Origin of the sequence: Neobacillus sp. NPDC093127 (assembly GCF_044754175.1) — a bacterium.
Lineage (GTDB): Bacteria > Bacillota > Bacilli > Bacillales > Cytobacillaceae > Neobacillus.
Window position 1 is genome coordinate 94,140 of record NZ_JBIVOP010000009.1, and the last position, 18,986, is coordinate 113,125.

General features: G+C 39.4%; 21 protein-coding genes and 1 riboswitch. Of the genes, 19 read left to right on the forward strand and 2 right to left on the reverse strand.

What is annotated here, in order from left to right:
- Positions 1–312 precede the first annotated feature (312 nt).
- Entirely contained in the window at positions 313–663 is a 351-nt protein-coding gene (locus tag ACIQCO_RS14115; RefSeq protein WP_400429540.1) for a GNAT family N-acetyltransferase, read from the forward strand.
- A 28-nt stretch (positions 664–691) separates the two neighbouring features.
- On the opposite strand, the gene ACIQCO_RS14120 is transcribed toward ACIQCO_RS14115, so the two are convergent.
- Both ACIQCO_RS14120 and ACIQCO_RS14125 read right to left on the reverse strand, forming a co-directional pair.
- Positions 692–1,201 (reverse strand): DUF309 domain-containing protein, encoded by a 510-nt coding sequence (locus tag ACIQCO_RS14120; RefSeq protein ID WP_400429543.1) that lies wholly within the window; start codon positions 1,199–1,201, stop codon positions 692–694.
- 182 nt (positions 1,202–1,383) lie between these two features.
- The gene (locus tag ACIQCO_RS14125) at positions 1,384–1,470 is read right to left on the reverse strand and encodes a YjcZ family sporulation protein (RefSeq protein WP_101650965.1); all 87 of its coding nucleotides are present in this window, start codon (positions 1,468–1,470) and stop codon (positions 1,384–1,386) included.
- A 209-nt stretch (positions 1,471–1,679) separates the two neighbouring features.
- On the opposite strand from ACIQCO_RS14125, the gene ACIQCO_RS14130 reads away from it, so the two are divergent.
- The 18 genes from ACIQCO_RS14130 (at position 1,680) to ACIQCO_RS14215 (ending at position 18,699) form a co-directional block, all read left to right on the forward strand.
- The gene (locus ACIQCO_RS14130) at positions 1,680–2,420 is read left to right on the forward strand and encodes a segregation/condensation protein A (RefSeq protein ID WP_400429544.1); all 741 of its coding nucleotides are present in this window, start codon (positions 1,680–1,682) and stop codon (positions 2,418–2,420) included.
- A gap of 18 nt (positions 2,421–2,438) precedes the next feature.
- Positions 2,439–3,026: an SMC-Scp complex subunit ScpB gene (gene scpB / locus ACIQCO_RS14135; RefSeq protein ID WP_400429546.1), complete on the forward strand. Its 588-nt coding sequence runs from the start codon at positions 2,439–2,441 to the stop codon at positions 3,024–3,026.
- Between the two features lie 105 nt (positions 3,027–3,131).
- Complete coding sequence (locus tag ACIQCO_RS14140) at positions 3,132–3,551, forward strand: hypothetical protein (RefSeq protein WP_400429828.1); 420 nt, start codon at positions 3,132–3,134, stop codon at positions 3,549–3,551.
- Positions 3,552–3,633: 82 nt separating this feature from the next.
- Positions 3,634–4,122, forward strand: a complete 489-nt coding sequence (locus ACIQCO_RS14145; protein ID WP_400429548.1) for a YpuI family protein — start codon at positions 3,634–3,636, stop codon at positions 4,120–4,122.
- 107 nt (positions 4,123–4,229) lie between these two features.
- Entirely contained in the window at positions 4,230–5,126 is an 897-nt protein-coding gene (locus ACIQCO_RS14150) for a superoxide dismutase (RefSeq protein ID WP_400429550.1), read from the forward strand.
- Between the two features lie 139 nt (positions 5,127–5,265).
- The gene (locus ACIQCO_RS14155; RefSeq protein ID WP_400429552.1) at positions 5,266–6,411 is read left to right on the forward strand and encodes a D-alanyl-D-alanine carboxypeptidase family protein; all 1,146 of its coding nucleotides are present in this window, start codon (positions 5,266–5,268) and stop codon (positions 6,409–6,411) included.
- On the forward strand, positions 6,404–6,991 hold the full coding sequence (locus tag ACIQCO_RS14160; protein WP_066089436.1) for a nucleoside recognition domain-containing protein: 588 nt from the start codon (positions 6,404–6,406) through the stop codon (positions 6,989–6,991). The genes ACIQCO_RS14155 and ACIQCO_RS14160 overlap by 8 nt, the downstream gene beginning before the upstream one ends.
- A gap of 6 nt (positions 6,992–6,997) precedes the next feature.
- Positions 6,998–7,534, forward strand: coding sequence for a spore maturation protein (locus ACIQCO_RS14165; protein WP_400429555.1), 537 nt, complete (start codon positions 6,998–7,000; stop codon positions 7,532–7,534).
- Positions 7,535–7,750: 216 nt separating this feature from the next.
- On the forward strand, positions 7,751–8,488 hold the full coding sequence (rluB, locus tag ACIQCO_RS14170; protein ID WP_400429557.1) for a 23S rRNA pseudouridine(2605) synthase RluB: 738 nt from the start codon (positions 7,751–7,753) through the stop codon (positions 8,486–8,488).
- Between the two features lie 99 nt (positions 8,489–8,587).
- Positions 8,588–9,112 (forward strand): thiol-disulfide oxidoreductase ResA, encoded by a 525-nt coding sequence (resA, locus tag ACIQCO_RS14175; RefSeq protein WP_400429563.1) that lies wholly within the window; start codon positions 8,588–8,590, stop codon positions 9,110–9,112.
- A 21-nt stretch (positions 9,113–9,133) separates the two neighbouring features.
- Positions 9,134–10,756: a cytochrome c biogenesis protein ResB gene (resB, locus tag ACIQCO_RS14180; protein WP_400429566.1), complete on the forward strand. Its 1,623-nt coding sequence runs from the start codon at positions 9,134–9,136 to the stop codon at positions 10,754–10,756.
- Positions 10,757–11,944 (forward strand): c-type cytochrome biogenesis protein CcsB, encoded by a 1,188-nt coding sequence (gene ccsB / locus ACIQCO_RS14185; RefSeq protein ID WP_400429569.1) that lies wholly within the window; start codon positions 10,757–10,759, stop codon positions 11,942–11,944. It abuts the gene before it with no gap.
- A 195-nt stretch (positions 11,945–12,139) separates the two neighbouring features.
- Positions 12,140–12,856: a response regulator transcription factor gene (locus ACIQCO_RS14190; protein WP_066089418.1), complete on the forward strand. Its 717-nt coding sequence runs from the start codon at positions 12,140–12,142 to the stop codon at positions 12,854–12,856.
- Positions 12,853–14,634 carry an ATP-binding protein gene (locus ACIQCO_RS14195; RefSeq protein WP_400429573.1) on the forward strand — a complete coding sequence of 594 codons (1,782 nt, stop codon included), beginning with the start codon at positions 12,853–12,855 and terminating at the stop codon, positions 14,632–14,634. Before ACIQCO_RS14190 ends, ACIQCO_RS14195 begins: the two co-directional genes overlap by 4 nt.
- Before the next feature lie 396 nt (positions 14,635–15,030).
- A complete protein-coding gene (gene sigX / locus ACIQCO_RS14200) occupies positions 15,031–15,582 on the forward strand; it encodes an RNA polymerase sigma factor SigX (RefSeq protein ID WP_066089412.1) in 552 nt (183 codons plus the stop codon).
- A complete protein-coding gene (locus ACIQCO_RS14205) occupies positions 15,557–16,753 on the forward strand; it encodes a negative regulator of sigma-X activity (protein ID WP_400429576.1) in 1,197 nt (398 codons plus the stop codon). Before sigX ends, ACIQCO_RS14205 begins: the two co-directional genes overlap by 26 nt.
- A gap of 171 nt (positions 16,754–16,924) precedes the next feature.
- Positions 16,925–17,686, forward strand: a complete 762-nt coding sequence (locus ACIQCO_RS14210; RefSeq protein ID WP_400429579.1) for a peptidoglycan DD-metalloendopeptidase family protein — start codon at positions 16,925–16,927, stop codon at positions 17,684–17,686.
- A gap of 141 nt (positions 17,687–17,827) precedes the next feature.
- A riboswitch (FMN riboswitch) is annotated at positions 17,828–17,962 on the forward strand.
- A gap of 161 nt (positions 17,963–18,123) precedes the next feature.
- Complete coding sequence (locus tag ACIQCO_RS14215; protein WP_400429581.1) at positions 18,124–18,699, forward strand: ECF transporter S component; 576 nt, start codon at positions 18,124–18,126, stop codon at positions 18,697–18,699.
- The last annotated feature ends 287 nt before the right edge of the window (positions 18,700–18,986 follow it).

Here is an 18,986-nt window from a genome sequence, read left to right on the forward strand (position 1 = left end):
TGTAGAATGAAGAACAGAAGAACTCTTGGTGGAGGAAATTTTTTAATGAAAAGGAACAACTGGATTTTATTTAGCATACTTATTGGGCTATCCGTTATTTGGGGAATGATCTACTGGATTTTTATTGGACCAAACCGATAGCTAGATTATTCATTGATGATTTACCATTTATTTTGTATGATTGTATATAGAGAAACATTATTAATTCTACTACATATAATGAATAAGGTTTATTAATGATTTATTTGGAAAAAATATACTATTGCTAAACCAGGGATTTCATCGGTTTATTTGATATAATGAGGGATCTAAATGTTAATTCGTTATAAGAAAACTTTGGAAAAAATTGCGATGGGTTTATTGTCCTTTATGCCAAACGAAAAGGACTTAAAGAAGCTCCAGCAAACCATGAGGGAATATGAAACTGAAGAGGATTGGCAGCTTTTTCTCTGGAAAGAGGAAGACATTATTGGTCTCCTTGGAGTCTTGTATCATAAAGATACAAATTCCCTTGAGATTCAGCATATTTCTGTAAATCCTTCCCATCGTTTTCAGGGGGTTGGGAAACGGATGGTTAAAGCACTGAAGGAAATGTATGCCGATAAAGAAATCACCGCAAACGAAAATACAGCTGGATTTATCGAAAAGTGTGATTTTTGCTAGTTTACCTTTAAAAGGCAGCGAATAAGTTTTATTCGCTGCCTTTTCGCATCTTTAATGACTGATCACGTTCTCGAATAACGTCAGTTCTGTCCCTTAGTTTATGGCGATGAATGAGGCTAATGTTTGCGGTATCGCTTTCTTGCCCCCATAAAAATCCAGTGCTGGCACAGGATTTTTTACATACTTCTAATAAGACTGGGTCACAGATTGGTAATTCAAAGCTCGTATAGGCAGCTTCTGTATTAATTAGCGCTAACCGACTTGATAACAAATTGTTAAGCTGCTGAAAATCTAAGCCAAGATTGGCCGGCGTTTCAAAAATTTTCACCGCTTTTTCTAACGTTCGTTTCGCCCCTTTATAATTACCCCTGCGGTGATGATAAGTTGAAACGGCTAATAAAATAAGTCCGACCCAGCTGGAATCTTTGTTGCCTGAATCTGTCTTTTTCCATAATTCTTCAAGTACTTCATGACACTCAAAATAATCTCTGTCGCCATGAAAATGGGTTAAAAATTGAATGTATTCTTGCGGATACATATAATCCCCCTAATAAAGTGGTTTATATCCAGTTTATCACACCGGCGATTACCTTGGTTAAAAAGGAATCCGAAAATAAAAAAACCCGTCAGGATAGACGGGTCCCCTCTTATTCTAATCAATATTGTCCTGTCCTCAGTTGGGACAGTGCTAACTATGCAGGTACTTCCGTATATTTTATATTAATAGACCCAGGAAGCCCCAACGATAATTAACAAAATGAATAGAACAACGATTAATGCAAAACCGGCTCCGAAACCGCCATCCATATTTATTACCTCCTAAAAAGTTTTTGTTCTTTTCCTTGTCATCATATGTAAGAAAATTGTCTATTGTTATGGGCAAACATCACGTTTTCGTAATAAACACCCTGTAGGGTTATTTTTCTATTGGATAACCCAATTGAATCCTCTATACTATTTATAGTCGCAGTAAATATGTAGTGAATTAAATTTTTTTAGAATTTTGGTGAGAGATAATGCCGTATCAGGTGAAAATTGATGCGTTTGAAGGGCCGCTAGATCTGCTGCTCCATTTAATTAACCGGCTCGAAATTGATATATATGATATTCCAGTTTCTCAAATTACGGAACAATATTTAATCTATATTAAAACAATGACGGAGCTAAAACTTGATGTCGCAAGTGAGTTTTTGGTAATGGCTGCTACGTTGCTAGCGATTAAGAGTAAAATGCTTTTACCAAAGAATGAAGAGGTTTTCGCTGACGAGGACCTGGAAGTGTCTTTTGAGGAAGATCCTAGGGATGAACTTGTTGAGCGTTTAATAGAGTATCGGAAATACAAAGAAGCTGCGCATGATTTAAAATCAATGGAAGAAGAACGCGGCTTAATGTATACAAAACCGCCAAGCGACCTATCGGATTTTGCAAAGGAGCTTCAGCCTGGAAAGTCAGAGTTAAATGTCTCTCTTTATGATATGCTGGCTGCTTTTCAAAAATTATTACGACGAAAGAAACTTCAGCGCCCCATGGCGGCCAAAATTGCCCGCCATGAAATATCAATTGAAACAAGAATGACGGAAATAATGGATGAATTAAAACAGCTTAAAGGACGGAAGAATTTTAATGAATTATTTCCCTTTCCAGCCAAGGGTCATAAAGTCGTTACTTTTTTGGCCGTTTTGGAGCTGATCAAAAGGAAAGAAATCGACGTCTGGCAGCAAGAAAATTTTGGAGATATTTATGTAGAAGCTTTTTAAAGGAAAGGACAGATTTGGTTGGATATTATTAATTGGTCGAGCATTCTCGAAAGCCTTTTATTTGCAGCTGGTGATGAGGGTCTTTCGCTGAAGCAATTAGCAGTGGTCTTAGAGGTCGATGAGTTAAAAGCAAGTGAAATCATTGAGGGTTTAAAACAAGAATATGATCGAGATGACAAAAGAGGAATCATGGTTGTCCAACTGGCTGGTACCTATCAGCTGGCAACCAAGAAAGAAAATGCGGTCTATTTAAAGAAGCTGGTAGATTCCCCGCATACATCGACTTTGTCTCAAGCAGCTTTAGAGACGTTGGCAATCATTGCCTATAAACAGCCGATTACTAGAGCGGAAATTGAAGAAATTCGGGGTGTGAAAACAGAGCGGCCCTTACATACACTAATATCAAAAGTGTTAATAACAGATGTCGGCCGGGCGGAAGGCACCGGCAGGGCTTATTTATATGGTACAACGAAAGAGTTTCTCGATTATTTTGGTCTAAAAAGCTTGAAGGAACTTCCACAGCTCCCCGAAAAAGTGGAAGATGAATTTATTCAAGAGGAAGCCGATTTATTCTTTTCTAAGTTTCAGGAAACGATTAACTCTTAATCTTCAATCGACAATCAAAATTTATGTTAAAATAAGTATACGGTTTTTAAAATGGTTTTTACTGTCATAAATGGAATGAGCATTTCAATAAGGGGCGGGATTAAGTTGCTAATTAAAGAGTGTAAAGGGTTTGAATTAGAAAAGGAACAATCAAATACTTCTGAGGACTTTTTTAACCGGAGTGAGGTTACGTTCACCGAAGACGGCGAGGAAAAAACGCTTCATGTTCTTTATGTTCGTTATTTTGATGAAATTATTAAAGAGTTTACTCCGTACGATCAAAACCCAATCATGGTTCAAGACGGAAATGAGGTCCAGTTCAAGGATATCGTGGCACTTGTCTGCCTGTTGAAAAATCCTGGTTTGCGAGGACGGAAACGCCTCTATATCAATTCCAAGTATGAGTTTGCATCCTATTTTCAAGATATTAATTTTGAGAAACTGCCTGAAATATTTCTAGCTCTTAAACAAAATAAAGGTTATCAGCTTCGTTCGCCGCTTGAGTTTATCATGCAGCCGAAATAAGAAAAGCGGAAGCGGACGTTTAGCAGCGTATGGGACCGGAGCTAGACCGTTTTCGAAGTTCAAAGTTTCCAGGGGGGTAACGATGGGGAATACGTTAGTAAATTCACAACTGAACGATGTAAAAGAGTTTCTAAGTAAGACTATTACAACTCTAGAGAATTTCCTTAATGAAACAACAATAACAAAGTTGATTGAAGGAATCGAGGATGACCGGACCTATACGAAGTTAATCTTAGCAAATTTACGAAAGCTTATCGTATATAGTGAGGAAGGCTTGGATGCCTGCTCGATTATTTTGCAATGTGAACCTTTTCAAAAAGCGGCAGCGGAAAAGACGCTATACAAAATTTATCATCAATGTATTGAAGAGTTTTTCTCACCAAAGAATGATGCCTGGTATGAAGACAGCAGGTCCGCCTACACAGGCAGGAATTCGATTAAGTTTTATCGAAAGGTCCCGGCTAGCATAGCCCGTCTGCTGATCAGTCTTGAAGGTGAATTCCAGCGGATTAGAGAAGAACTTGAGTATTATGAAACAGATTACCGGACAAAAATGATTCAAACAAAATAATCTTCCGAATGGCTGTCCTTTTTAACGGGGCAGCCTTTTATCTGTTCTTAAAAAACCTTAGCCTTCATACCATTTAGGTAGACTACTTAATGGAATGGAGGGATAAGATGGATCGGTTTGGCCGATATGTTAATGAACTATTTGAATGGAATGAGCAAATGAAACAGTTTTTAAGTTCTGAGAAGGTTAGCCAAGACTCTGAGCTTTGGGAAAAGCTTGATGATTTTGCCGAACTAATTGAAAGCACAGACCGCGAGTTATCAAATGAGGAGCTCGTATTCCTTCAAACAAAAGCTGAGCATATCCATGATCAGTTGGAAGAATATTTTAAAAGAAAACAAGAAAAAGGGATTGGAGCCATTTGGGTAGTTGAAAAACATATTGCACCGGGAGGCCATACGCTCCCAGAGCTTCCTTATTCCTATAATGGATTAGAGCCTTATATATCAGAAGAAATAATGAAACTGCATCATGAAAAGCACCACCAGGCATATGTTGACGGGTTAAATAAAGCTGAACTTAAGCTAAAGAAAGCTAGGGAGACAAATGATTTTTCATTGATAAAGCATTGGTCGAGAGAGCTTGCCTTTCACGGGTCAGGGCATTATCTTCATACGATTTTTTGGAAAAACATGAGCCCAAATGGAGGTGGAATGCCAAGTGGCCTCCTTAAAGAGGAAATAGACCAATATTTTGGCAGCTTCTCCGCTTTTAGAAACCAATTTTCAGAAGCAGCTAAACAAGTTGAAGGTGCCGGCTGGGCCCTTTTAGTTTGGTCACCAAGGGCAAGACATTTAGAGGTATTACAATCAGAACGGCATATGCTCCTGACCCAGTGGGACACGATCCCGCTTCTTGTCCTCGATGTTTGGGAGCATGCCTATTATCTCCAATACAAAAATAACAGGGCTGAATACGTGGACAAATGGTGGAATATTGTTAATTGGCATGATGTTGAAATGAAGTTTGAAAAAGCAGCCGACATAAAATGGCCGGCACTTTAAAAATGGATAGCTCCTAAATTAAGCATGCGACAGCCGTCGGATGCTTTGTTTTTTCTAAACGCGAATAGTCATATTACACCTTGTCCCGCATAAAATTGTACAAGGGTCAATCAGTTAAGAAGGGGACGAGGTAAATCTGATGAGAATGATTTCAAAGTTAGTAATTTTTTCCCTCATGGTGTCACTATTCATTGCAAACATTCCTCAAAAGGTGGATGCTTCCCTTGGAGTAAGTGCTGCTAGTGCTGTCCTAATCGAACAGCAATCTGGCCGTGTCCTATTTGAGAAAGATGCCCACACTAAAAGGAGAATTGCCAGTATAACTAAAATCATGACCGCCATTCTCGCAATTGAATCGGGGAAAATGAATCAAACTGTTAAGGTAAGTGAAAAAGCAACTCGTGCTGAAGGGTCATCTGTTTATTTAAAACCAGGGGAAAAAATCAAGCTAAATGATCTCGTATATGGATTGATGCTCAGGTCTGGAAATGATACGGCTGTTGCGATTGCCGAATACGTGGGCGGAAGTGTCGATGGCTTCGCCTATTTAATGAATCAAAAGGCAAAGGAAATAGGGATGTACAATACCCATTTTGCTAATCCTCATGGACTTGATGATCATGAAAATCATTATTCAACCGCCTATGATATGGCCATCTTGATGCGCTATGCCATGAAAGATAAGACCTTTCAAAAGATTTCCGGCACTAAGGAATATCATGCTCCGAATCCAACGGAAAATTGGGACCGCGAGTGGAAAAACAAAAATCGACTGCTGTCAAAATACAAGTATTGCACTGGAGGGAAGACCGGGTTTACCAAACGTGCGAAAAGAACGCTGGTTACAACCGCGACAAAAGGAGATATGAGTCTGATTGCGGTAACCTTGAATGGGCCTGATGACTGGAATGATCATATTTCCATGTATGAAAATGGGTTTAAAGGCTTCGACATGTTTGAAGTCGTATCGAAGGGGAAAATTGATATAGGCAAAAACAATGACTATGAAAATCATTTGTTCGTGAAAAAATCAATTGTCTACCCTGCGACAACCGCTGAAACAGATTTGTTTTCAGTGAAATATAAGGTATCTAAGCCCGAGAAAAAGTGGTCTTCTTCTAAGAAAGCCGAAACAATTGTTGGCAAGGCAGCCGTTTATTTAGATGGCAGAGTGGTCGAGGAAACCCCGATTTACTATGAAAACGAGCCTGAAAAGAAGAAAGGATTGTTTCATTTTTTCAAGAACATTTTCCTAACAATTATCGGTGTGAACGTCAATGGTTAATTATATCTGGGCGTTTTTGGCGATAGTGGGGATTATCTTTGGGCTGTTCAATGGAACAATGGAGGAAGTGAACAAGGCCATATTTGACGGCGCGAAGGAAGCAGTCACACTTTGTATCGGTTTAATTAGTGTTCTTGTCTTCTGGCTGGGAATGATGCGGATTGCTGAGGAGTCAGGCCTGCTTGAACGATTGTCTAAATTATTTCGCCCGCTTGTAAAAATCATCTTTCCTGAAGTCCCAACAAACCACCCGGCGATGGGCTATATTTTATCGAATATGATTTCAAATATGTTTGGTCTGGGAAATGCGGCAACGCCACTTGGTATTAAAGCTATGGAGGAACTGAAGAAATTAAATGGCGGAAAAAATTCTGCGAGCAGGTCGATGGTCACCTTTTTGGCCATAAATACAGCGAGCATAACGATTATTCCTACTACTGTCATTGCGATTCGCATGAACTATAATTCAGCTTCGCCTACCGAAATTGTTGTCCCAACCATCATTGCCACGATTATATCGGCAATAGGGGCTATTCTAATAGACCGTTATTTTTATTATCGCAGAAGCCGTAAAGGATGATAAAGTATGCAGCTAATCTCGATAATTTCGTTAACTTTTATCCCTTTATTAATCGGATTTATTCTATTATATGGAACATTTAAACAAGTACCAACCTATGAAAGCTTTGTTGAAGGTGGAAAAGAGGGAATAAAAATAGCGGTATCAATCATTCCGTTTCTAGTGGGGATGATGGTTGCTATCTCCATCTTTCGTGCCTCAGGTGCCTTGGACGCCTTAATGAATTGGATACGCCCCCTAATGAATTCGCTGTCAGTGCCGGCTGAAATTGTCCCATTGTTAATCATTAGGCCAATTTCCGGAACAGCTGCGCTTGGAATGACAAGTGATTTAATTGCCGTCCATCATCCAGACTCTTTTATTGGCCGGCTGGCATCGGTATTACAGGGAAGTACGGATACGACCTTTTATGTATTAACCGTCTACTTTGGAGCAGTCGGAATTAAAAAAATGGGCGACGCCCTTAAGGTCGGGCTGCTAGCAGATTTAGTCGGAATAGTTGCCGCCATTGTCGTGGTGGTCCTAATATTTGGAACAAAATAAAGATAAAACAAGAAAGTAAGTTCTCTAAATTGGGAGCTTACTTTTTTTCTTTATGAATAAAAAAGCCGTTACTTTGAAAAGTGGAGAAATTGTGTCATAATTCATTAGAATAGTAAGATGAAAAGTCTTTGAGGGTAAATAGGAGATATTCCTATTTATAAAGCACCGTGAAAAAAGTCAAACTTGCTTATTCGGAAAAATTTTGAGGTGAACTAAATGGAAAGATTGCAAAAAGTGATTGCTCAAGCTGGGATTGCATCCAGAAGAAAAGCTGAGGAACTGATAAAAGATGGAAGAGTAAAGGTTAATGGCAAGGTCGTTAAGGAACTGGGTGTGAAGGTTACTTCTTCCGACAAGATTGAAGTAAATGAAATCCAAATTGAGAAGGAAGAGCCTGTCTATTTTCTTTTATATAAACCAAAAGGGGTCATTTCAAGTGTCAGTGACGATAAAGGGCGAAAGGTCGTTACAGATTTCTTTTCAAACTATCAAGAAAGAATTTTCCCTGTTGGGCGCCTGGATTATGATACATCGGGATTATTGCTGTTAACGAATGATGGGGAATTTGCCAATTTACTGACGCACCCTAGCAATGAAGTTGAAAAACTCTATGTTGCCAAAGTCAAGGGAATTCCTTTACGGGAGAACCTAAGAAAACTAGAAAAGGGAATTCGGCTAGAGGATGGGAAAACAGCACCGGCAAAAGTGAAAATGCTTTCAGGAGATAAGAAAAAACAATCAGCTATTGTTGAAATTAGTATTCATGAGGGCAGGAATCGGCAGGTTAGAAGGATGTTTGAAGCGATAGGTCATGAAGTGGTGAAATTAAAGCGTGAACGATATGGATTCTTGACATTGAACGGTTTAAAAGCTGGCGAGGCAAGGGAACTGACTCCGCATGAGGTAAAGCAGCTTAGGGCGTTAGCAATGGATAGATCTAAAAAAAATTCATAGAATCGTCACAATTAGTTTCTCTCATAAACACTATATCGATATTGTAAAATGATATAATTTAGACAAACTGTGACGGCTGATTTACTGGGGGGAGTACTTATGAAAAAACGGCGTTTGGTAATAAGAACAATAATATTGCTTGTATTAGGTGCTGCCGTTGCCTTTACGCTGTATGCGAATTTTACAAAAGATAGTAAACAAAAAGTCGCTGTTGGTGAAATGGCGCCTGATTTTGCTCTAGTTGATATGCAGGGAAACAAGCATCGTCTTTCTGATTATCGGGGACAGGGAGTATTCCTGAATTTTTGGGGAACATGGTGTCCTCCTTGTAAAAAGGAAATGCCCTATATCAATAACCAATACCATCAATATAAAGACAAAGGAGTTCAGGTATTAACGATTGATATCAATGAATCCGCACTCGCCGTGAATCAATTTGCGAACCGCCTCAAGCTTGATTTCCCAATTATGATTGACACCAATAAGGATGTCATGAATGTGTATGGTATTGAACCGCTGCCGGCAACATTTTTAATTGATAAAAATGGCAAAGTGGTTAAATATCATAAGGGCGAGCTGACTGAAAATAGAATTAGGGAATTTATGGAGAAAATAAAACCATAAGGTTGCAGGGAGTTTTTTAGAATGAAAGATGTGAAATGTGAATGCGGCCACGTGAATCCACATGGAACCGTGTTATGCGAAGCGTGCGGTAAGATATTGGATGAACGGGAAAACAAGGATCAATTACTGGATATGCGCTACGAAGGCAGTGCACGCCGTTCACAAACCTATAATAAAACGATTGTTGATAAAATCTGGAATTTCTTTTCGTCTGTAAAAGTTGGCGTTTGGCTGATTATCCTTACTTTACTTGCATCTATTTTAGGAACAGTCCTGCCGCAGAAAATGTATATTGATCTGCCGCCGGAAGTGTATTACGAACAAGAATACGGTTGGTTTGGGAAATTATACTATCAACTGGGATTCCATGATTTATATGGCTCATGGTGGTATTTATTATTAATAGCAATGATTGGAATTTCGCTCGTCATTTGTAGTCTTGACCGAGTTGTTCCTTTATATAAGTCTTTAAGAGCGCAAAGAGTAACCCGGCATGAAGGATTCCTCAAGCGCCAGCGTGTATTTGGAATCAATACCGAAATAGATGACAAAGACTTAAATACTGTAAGGGATCATTTAAAGGAAAAACGCTACCATGTTCGCGAAGAAAATGGCGATTTATTAGCGGAAAAAGGCCGATTTTCCCGCTGGGGCCCGTACATAAACCATGTTGGTTTAATTATTTTCTTGTTCGGGGGCATGCTTCGTTTTATACCGGGGATGTATGTTAATGAGAACTTGTGGGTGAAAGAGGGGGAAACCGCTGCTGTCCCAGAAACGGGAGAAACATTTTACTTGCAAAACAATCAATTTATTTTGCAGCACTATGATAAAGACCAAAATAAAACCTTTGAAAAAGCCTTAGAACGTGCCGGTGATGTGGTGAAAAATTACCAATCAAATGTTGTCCTTTATAAACGGGTTAGCGATAACCTGCCTGGGGAAAAGCCAAAGCTTGAGAAGGTAAAGGAATATAAAGTTCGTGTGAATCACCCGCTAGACTTTGAAGGCTATTCGATCTTTCAAGCCTCATTTAGAAGTGAGCTAAAAGCGATGAGCTTTTTCTTGGCGAATAAAAACACCAACCAATCCGTTGGTGAACTGGAAATTGATCTTCAAGATCCAAAGGAAACGTATGATCTTGGAAATGGCTATGCAGTAAAAATTCTTAATTATTTTCCAGACTTTGAATTCGCCAAAGACGGCGAGCCGAGTACGAAAACGCGAGTACCCAATAATCCAGCTTTTGTCTTTCAGATGATTTCACCTGAAAAGCCAGAGGGTGAAACGAGTTTTGTTGCCATCAAGCAGACAATTGAGCCGTTTGGCGATAATACGTATAAGATGGCATTTAAGGGGATTGAAACCAAAAATACCTCAGGATTTATCGTTCGCAAGGATTCAACGTTATGGGCGATTATTTTGGGTGGAATCCTGTTCATGATTGGTGTTATCCAAGGCGCATACTGGAACCATCGCCGGATTTGGATCCAACAAAAAGATGGGCAGGTCTGGATTGCGGCACACACGAACAAAAATTGGTATGGCCTTAAACAAGAAATTGAAAAGGTTCTTAGGGATACAAAACTAAACATGCCAGAAGATCAGCAGCAAAGTGAAAAGACGGACAAGGAGGGGAATTAGTTGGCAGCACTAAGTAGTAATTTACTGTTTATTGCTTTTATTCTTTATTTAGTTGCAACCCCATTCTATGGGGGAGCGATAAAATCAAAGAAGGAGCTTAATGAAAATAAAGGAACTAACAAGTGGGGTGTTATTGCTGTAGCTTTAACAATTGTTGGTTTTATTGCGCAGCTAGGATATTTTATTACTAGATGGATTGCAGGTGGACACGCTCCAGTAAGTAATATGTTTGAGTTTACAACGTTTTTTGGGATGGCGCTTGTAGGTGCGTTCATTGTTATTTATTTTATTTATCGGACTTCTTTGCTAGGATTATTTACAATGCCTGTGGCCCTTTTAGTTATCGCCTATGCTAGTATGTTCCCAAAAGATATTTCTCCATTGATTCCAGCGTTACAAAGTTATTGGCTCCATATTCATGTTACAACGGTAGCAATTGGAGAAGCCATCTTGGCAATTAGTTTTGCAGCTGGTGTGATTTATCTCGTCAAGGCGATTGATCAAACAAAATCGAACAAGCGAAATTTTTGGCTGGAAGTAGTGATGTTTTCGTTAGTGGCGGTACTAGGATTTGTTGTCATTTCAACAGTATTTTCTGCCACAGGTTATCACGAAAAATTTAATTGGACGGATAAACATGGGAAGGTGAATGTTATGGAATACACCATGCCTGCACTTACCGGTCCACATGAGGGAGAATTACTGACTAAAGAGGGCTTTAAACCGCTTGTCGAAATGCCAGCGATCATTAATGCCAAAAAATTAAATACCGTTATTTGGTCATTAATGGCCGGTTTAGTCCTTTACGGCTTTATTAGATTGGTCTTACGGAAGCGGATTGCCGCTGCTCTAAAACCGCTCGTGAAAAACATTAATCTTGACTTTGTTGATGAAATTAGCTATCGATCCGTGTTAATTGGTTTCCCAGTATTTACTCTCGGAGGGCTGGTTTTTGCGATGATATGGGCACAAATGGCTTGGTCTAGGTTCTGGGGCTGGGACCCGAAAGAGGTTTGGGCATTAATCACTTGGTTATTCTATGCTGCCTTTATGCATCTTCGTCTCTCCAAAGGCTGGCACGGAGAAAAATCGGCGTGGCTTGCTGTAATCGGTTTTGTTATTATTATGTTTAACCTTGTTGCCGTTAACCTGATTATCGCCGGTCTGCATTCCTACGCTGGTTCTTAATTTCCGGCTGAACTCACTTTAACCATATAGCCTTCACTTTCTGATAAGTGAAGGCTTTTTATCAAAAAAGAAAATATTTTATTGATGATTTTTGCCGTTGTCAAATTATTGACACTTTTTATAGGAGTAAATACTACGAAAAGATAGCAAAAAACTATACCATTTTGTAAAATAAACTCTATGGGGGGATTAATAATGGATCGAGACGTGAAAATTTTAGTAGTAGATGATGAGGAAAGAATTCGCCGTTTATTAAAAATGTATTTAGAGCGTGAAGAGTATACAATTGATGAAGCAGAAGATGGAAACGAGGCTTTAATCAAAGCAACAGCAAATGATTATGATGTCATTTTGCTCGACTTAATGATGCCTGGTAAGGATGGAATCGAAGTTTGTCGTGAGCTAAGAGAAAAAAAGGCAACTCCGATTATCATGTTAACGGCAAAAGGTGAGGAAATCAATCGTGTTCAGGGCTTTGAAGTAGGCACAGATGATTATATTGTCAAACCATTCAGCCCGCGTGAGGTTGTTTTACGTGTTAAAGCACTGTTAAGAAGGGCATCACAAACAAGCTATCTGCAAACAGAAACGACAACGAAAGATGTCATTGTTTTTCCACATTTGACCATTGACAATGATGCCCACAGGGTAACGGCTGATGGCAAGGAAGTTAGTTTAACGCCAAAAGAATATGAATTGCTTTATTTCTTGGCAAAAGCCCCGGATAAAGTGTTTGATCGTGAACAATTACTGAAAGAAGTTTGGCACTATGAATTTTTTGGCGATTTACGGACGGTCGATACCCATGTAAAACGCCTGCGAGAAAAATTAAACAAGGTTTCCGAACAAGCCGCCAGAATGATTGTAACGGTTTGGGGAGTCGGCTACAAATTTGAGGTAGTTAATGAATGACCTTTTTACGAAGTGTTGTAGGTAAACTTTGGTTTACCATCCTTTTACTAGTTTCATTCATCTTGTTTATCTTAACAGTCATGCTGCTTGAGTTCTTCCAAAATTATAATATCCAACAAACCAAGAAGGATTTAACCCATACAGCTGAAAAAATTGCCCACGTCCTAGAAGTACATCCAAACGATAAATTACCTCTTGGTTTAGAAATATCTTGGGAAATTATCGATGATGTAACTAAAGTAGTCATAGTAAAAAATGATGATGAAATTTATTACTCTCCGAATACAGAAAGTGCAAAAAAATTATCGCTAGCAGATATTAAAGGTGATCCTGAATTATCAAAGGTGTTTCACAAAAACACAACGGTTGAAAAAGTTTCTGACCTTTCGGCTAGTGATGGGGCATCAGGCACTAATTATTCAATAATAGGTGTTCCGCTACATCTGCCAGGTGAAAAAAATGGTGCTGTATTTATTTATCAATCGTTAGAAGTGATGCAGGAAACCACACATTCAACGACAAAGTTTATTCTTCTTGTTGCGGGTGTTGCCATTATTCTAACAACTATTTTTGCCTTTTTTCTATCCACACGAATTACTGCACCGCTTAGAAAAATGAGAGAGGCTGCGTTTGAAGTGGCGAGAGGGAAATTCGATACGAAGGTTCCTATCCTTACTCATGATGAAATTGGCGAGCTGGCGACGGCCTTTAATCAGATGGGCAGGCAGTTAAAGTTCAACATGAATGCCCTCAGCCAGGAAAAAGAGCAGCTTGCCAGTATCTTAAGCAGTATGGCAGATGGAGTCATCACCTTTAATCGGGATGGCACGATTTTAATCACTAATCCTCCTGCAGATCGATTTCTCCAATATTGGTATTATGAAAAAGGTGGAGTTACCACGGATTCGGAGGCTATTCCATCCCAGGTAATGGAGCTTTTTCAACAAGCTGTTGATACTGAAAAGGAGCAAATTGGTGAAATTTCACTTCAAGGCCGGCATTGGGTCATTTTGGTGAGTCCTTTATATAGTAACCAGTTTATCCGCGGTGCTGTTGCTGTCTTAAGGGATATGACGGAGGAAAGACAATTAGAAAAGATGAGGCAGGATTTCATTGCCAATGTTTCACATGAACTTAGGACACCGATTTCCATGCTCCAGGGCTATAGTGAAGCGATTGTAGACGATATTGCTGAATCACAGGAAGAAAAGAAGGAAATGGCAAAGGTCATCTATGATGAATCATTACGGATGGGCCGGCTTGTTAATGAACTTTTGGATCTGGCGCGGATGGAAGCTGGACATTTACAATTAACCATGGAAGAGATAGATCTTGCGCCATTCATCAGCAGAATTATTCATAAGTTTCAAGGGTTGGCAAAAGACCATGACATTCAGTTGGATGCTGAAATAGAGAAGGTAATATCTTCTGTCTCGTTTGACCCTGATCGAATTGAACAGGTTTTAACAAATTTAATTGATAATGCGATTAGGCATACACCAAGAGAAGGGTCAGTTAAGGTTACGATTACTTCAGAAGATAATGGCATAAGGATGGAAGTAAAAGATTCTGGCTCCGGTATCCCAGAAGAAGATTTACCGTTTGTTTTTGAGCGCTTTTATAAAGCAGATAAAGCAAGGACAAGGGGGAGAGCTGGTACCGGGCTCGGGCTTGCGATTGCAAAGAATATTATCGATGCACATCGAGGCCATATCTCGGTTCAAAGTAAAGTCGGGATCGGAACGACATTCTCCTTCCTGCTCCCTCGAAAAAAGTAAGATTAACAAGTAATTTGCCGATTGTTCTTGATTCACGAGGAACATAAGAAAAGCGCAAGCGCCCTGTTCAGCGGCGTATGGCCTGGAGCGCTCCAACTGAGATAAAGGAAACACGGTGAGCGGAGCGAACCGATGTTGACTTATCATAGGGCGGAGAGCGAAGGACACTAGCCGCTAGGGCGCTGAAGCTAGACAATTCTCAAAGTTCAATGTTATAAATTCTGATATTAATTAAAGCTCATCCATTAGGATGAGCTTTTTCAAATAATCCTTCCATCATTAAAACAATTACTTTCAGTTAATACCTTCCATTTCGGCTAAAAAAAGTCTATATTAATAGGGTGTAACCTTTTATACATAGAAAACGACTAATATTATGAACGGGGAGGGGAAATGATGGACTCCGTTTTCGAGGAACTTTATCAAAAATATCATCATGACGTTTTTCAATTTCTATTTTATATGGTCAGAAATAAAGAACATGCAGAGGATCTTGTTCAAGAAGTCTATATTCGGGTATTTAAGTCTTATGATCGTTTTGAAGGAAAAAGCAGTGAAAAGACATGGCTGTTTTCGATTGCTAGGAATGTAGCTATCGACTTTTTCCGTAAACAAAAGGGCTGGAAAGAAAAATTACTCGAAAAATTTGATTGGTCAACTAATCAGGTAAAAGATGAGTATCCAATACCAGAAGAGATTACCGTCCAGAAAGAAGAAATCAAATGGATTTATAAATGTCTTGAATTTTGCACAATGGATCAACGCGCAGTCATTATTTTGCGCTATCTGCAGGATTTATCTATTGCTGAAACAGCTAAAGCATTAGGCTGGACGGAAAGTAAAGTTAAAACAACGCAACATCGTTCCTTAAAGGTATTGAAGAAGCAGATGGAAATGTCCTATGAAAAGGAGGCGGTAACTAGTGAAAAAGTCGGAGTGGAGCGATAGAGAGCTCGAAGAACTATTAATGCAAATGCCAAAAATTAAAGATCATCGCGATCCTCGTGACATTTACCAAAATCTTTCACTAAATAAACGTAAAACGAAAACATGGCTGTTACCAGGCTTGGCTGCTGTGGCGGCATTGTTGCTTTTTTTCATCTTAGTTCCGAAAATGATCGATGGGACAAATTTCTCGTTTGATACCGCACAGGAGGAAAAATCATCAGGGAACAGCCAAGCAATGAAATCAGCTGAAAAGGATTCAACCATTGCAATGAAAGATCAAGCTTCTACACCAAATAAGTCGGTTTCTGAAACGAACGACAAAAAAATGGAGCTTATGAGTGCACCCAGCATCAAAACAGCAGTCTATGAGGATGAAGTGGGGGATGGAAGGGTATTAACCTATTGGATTCCAGACTCACAGGCGCAGATTCTCGTTCCTGTATCGATCATCGTTCCTGCCGAAAAGGATAAGTCTTGGCTAACACAATTTGTTGATAATATGGCGAACTTAAAGGAAGAGGAATGGGGATTGTCTGATTACTATCCGCTCAAACTTTCGATGAATCTCGATGAAAAAACGAATAGTGTAGACGTTGTAGTTCCGAATGATCATCAGTACGGACAAGGATCAACAGAGGAAACCAGTTTTATTAAAACCTTAAATAATGATGTATCCTCAAATAGCACGATTAAAAAGTTGAATTTCTTTACAAATAACGAAAAAGGTATTGAGTTCGGTAATGAGGGTAGAGTAAAAAATCATGATATTATTGATGTGAAAAAACATGCCTTTTTCTTTCATTTTCCCGAAGGAAGCAATTTGCCATTTTTAGCGCCTTCAAGAGGTACTTATAGCGATATTCAGAGTGCCTTTGCGGATATGAAGACCAATAACCCCACGTACAAGTTAACAAGCTCTCTGGAGCATTTACAGCCGTTATCCGATGTAACAATAATCGACAAAACATTATTTGTTTCATTTAAGGACATTATTGAGATGAAGGATGACCAGCTTACGTTAGCTTCGTTTGAGGCGCTGCTGTTAACAGCTAAACAATTCGGCTTGGAAAAAGTAGTTGTCAAGGATTCACGATTAACACATCTTGGACCATTTGATTTAACAAAGGAGACCAAGGTGCCAGTAGCTCCAAACCTCCGTGATATTCATTAGAATTTTAAAATCAACCGAGATAGGTTGATTTTTTTTTGCATAAAATTGAAGAGTACTCCAAATTATAACAAGTATGCTCTAGTCCTGCTCCTCAAATCCATATGTTCTAAACCTGAATAAACCAACATATGGTGTGGGAGTGGGGACAAGTTATAAGGAGGAAAATGAAAAATGCGTGACTACATAAAAAGGTTTTTGATTGCCATCATTATGGCACTTTGTATCAGTTTATTGTTCTTAGGCGGCAAACATTCGGAGGCTGCGGGTAGGCTCGAGACAAAAGAAATGAAGGATCGCTGGATTTGGCCGGCAGACGGTGTAATATCGGATACATTTGGAACGAGGCAGGGAAAACATAAAGGAATCGATATAGCCGGGAAAATCGATACTCCGGTGCTGGCTGTTGACGGTGGAGAAGTAGTGAAAGCCTATTATTCTAATACATACGGGAATGTGGTATTTATTAAACATCCAAGTCATTTGGTAACCGTTTATGCCCACTTAAATAAACGGACTGTAATACCTGGCCAAACGGTAAAAAAAGGTGAAGTCATCGGGAAAATGGGGAGAACCGGAGTAGCCACCGGAACCCATCTCCATTTTGAGACCCATCAAATGGAATGGAGATATGATAAGAGATATGCAATGGATCCGGAAAGTCTTCTTGGAAAAGCGGACGTCGGCGAAGCTGTACAGGGTGGAATTGCAAGCATTGTTGAAAACGTTTTAGCGGCAAGTTCCAACTTCCATCCGGAAGTTGAGGGCAAATCACAATCAAGTATTTCATCAAAGGCTGCCACCTACATCGTCAAACAAGGCGATACCTTGTACTCCATTGCAAAAAAACAAAAGATTACCATAACGAAAATAAAAGAAATAAACCACCTTACTTCTGATCTTATTAGACCGACACAAGTATTGGTTATTCAATGATTTATCAGATGACCCGTGGACAAATATGTCCACGGGTTTTGTCGCGGAATTGTTGAAAAACAAGCCAAAAAGAGAAACCTGAAATCTTTCGCTTAACAAAATGACGTTTCTCCAGTATAATAAACATGTAATTTAATATCGATCTATCTTCGGGGCAGGGTGAAATTCCCGATCGGCGGTATTGAGTAGCTAATACTCTAAGCCCGCGAGCCTTTTTTGGCAGGATTTGGTGAGATTCCAAAGCCGACAGTATAGTCTGGATGGGAGAAGATGGAGGTTCTGCAGACGTTCAAAAAATATTTATTGGTGAACGTTTATTAAGCATGCCTTCGTAAATCTCCCTCAAGAATAAATCTTGAGGGTATTTTTTTTACAAGGGTATCTGAATTGCTGAACCTCTCTTCCTTAAGCGATGGATCAAAAAAGGAGAGAGGAAAATGAAGAACACAAAGAACACAAAGGTAAAAACGATGGTGACAATAGGAATGCTTAGCAGTATCGCCTATCTTTTAATGCTATTAAATTTTCCATTGCCGCCATTCCAAGGTTTCTTATTAATCGATTTCAGCGATATCCCCGCATTGATTGCAACGTTACTCTTTGGACCGATTGCAGGAATATTAGTTGAGTTTTTCAAAAATGTTCTAAATTATATTGCGGCCGGGAGTCAAACAGGGATTCCAGTAGGCCATATTGCTAATTTTCTGGCGGGTATTCTGTTTATCTTACCGACATATTATGTATACAATAAAATAAAGACGAGGAAGGGCATGACACTTGCGTTAATACTTGGCACGACCACAATGGCGGTTATGATGAGTGTATTAAATTATCTGTTTATACTCCCAGCCTATACGGCCCTCTTAGATTTTCCTGACATGCGTAACTATGTGGTACCTGGAATCCTGCCGTTCAATATCATAAAAGGAGTTATCATGTCTTTCGTCTTTATGTTGCTGTTCACCCGGATGCAGGCGTGGATTAATAAATTTTCAACTATAAAAAGTGCATAGTAAATGAAAGGCATTCAGGATTCCTCCTGTTTGCCTTTTTTTTAATAAAAATGCTGTGTTAAAAGTGAATGTTGATTTCCGTTCCAGGCGCTTCGCGTTCCGCGGGGCGGGCGGTGAGCCTCCTCGGCGCTAAAGCGCCTGCGGGGTCTCACCTGTCCCGCTGCTCCCGCAGGAGTCTCGCGCCTGTAACGAAGATCAACATAGTTATCAATATCAACAATATTCTTTAACACAGCCAATAAAAAAACCCCCTCCTAAAAAGGCGGGGGCTAGTAGCTTAATAATAC

Coding starts and splice junctions, on each gene's coding strand:
- ACIQCO_RS14115 (WP_400429540.1), top strand. CDS start 313: ATGTTAATTCGTTATAAGAAAACTTTGGAAAAAATTGCGATGGGTTTA.
- ACIQCO_RS14120 (WP_400429543.1), bottom strand. CDS start 1,201: ATGTATCCGCAAGAATACATTCAATTTTTAACCCATTTTCATGGCGAC.
- ACIQCO_RS14125 (WP_101650965.1), bottom strand. CDS start 1,470: ATGGATGGCGGTTTCGGAGCCGGTTTTGCATTAATCGTTGTTCTATTC.
- ACIQCO_RS14130 (WP_400429544.1), top strand. CDS start 1,680: ATGCCGTATCAGGTGAAAATTGATGCGTTTGAAGGGCCGCTAGATCTG.
- ACIQCO_RS14145 (WP_400429548.1), top strand. CDS start 3,634: ATGGGGAATACGTTAGTAAATTCACAACTGAACGATGTAAAAGAGTTT.
- ACIQCO_RS14150 (WP_400429550.1), top strand. CDS start 4,230: ATGGATCGGTTTGGCCGATATGTTAATGAACTATTTGAATGGAATGAG.
- ACIQCO_RS14155 (WP_400429552.1), top strand. CDS start 5,266: ATGAGAATGATTTCAAAGTTAGTAATTTTTTCCCTCATGGTGTCACTA.
- ACIQCO_RS14160 (WP_066089436.1), top strand. CDS start 6,404: ATGGTTAATTATATCTGGGCGTTTTTGGCGATAGTGGGGATTATCTTT.
- ACIQCO_RS14165 (WP_400429555.1), top strand. CDS start 6,998: ATGCAGCTAATCTCGATAATTTCGTTAACTTTTATCCCTTTATTAATC.
- rluB (WP_400429557.1), top strand. CDS start 7,751: ATGGAAAGATTGCAAAAAGTGATTGCTCAAGCTGGGATTGCATCCAGA.
- resA (WP_400429563.1), top strand. CDS start 8,588: ATGAAAAAACGGCGTTTGGTAATAAGAACAATAATATTGCTTGTATTA.
- resB (WP_400429566.1), top strand. CDS start 9,134: ATGAAAGATGTGAAATGTGAATGCGGCCACGTGAATCCACATGGAACC.
- ACIQCO_RS14190 (WP_066089418.1), top strand. CDS start 12,140: ATGGATCGAGACGTGAAAATTTTAGTAGTAGATGATGAGGAAAGAATT.
- ACIQCO_RS14195 (WP_400429573.1), top strand. CDS start 12,853: ATGACCTTTTTACGAAGTGTTGTAGGTAAACTTTGGTTTACCATCCTT.
- sigX (WP_066089412.1), top strand. CDS start 15,031: ATGGACTCCGTTTTCGAGGAACTTTATCAAAAATATCATCATGACGTT.
- ACIQCO_RS14210 (WP_400429579.1), top strand. CDS start 16,925: ATGCGTGACTACATAAAAAGGTTTTTGATTGCCATCATTATGGCACTT.
- ACIQCO_RS14215 (WP_400429581.1), top strand. CDS start 18,124: ATGAAGAACACAAAGAACACAAAGGTAAAAACGATGGTGACAATAGGA.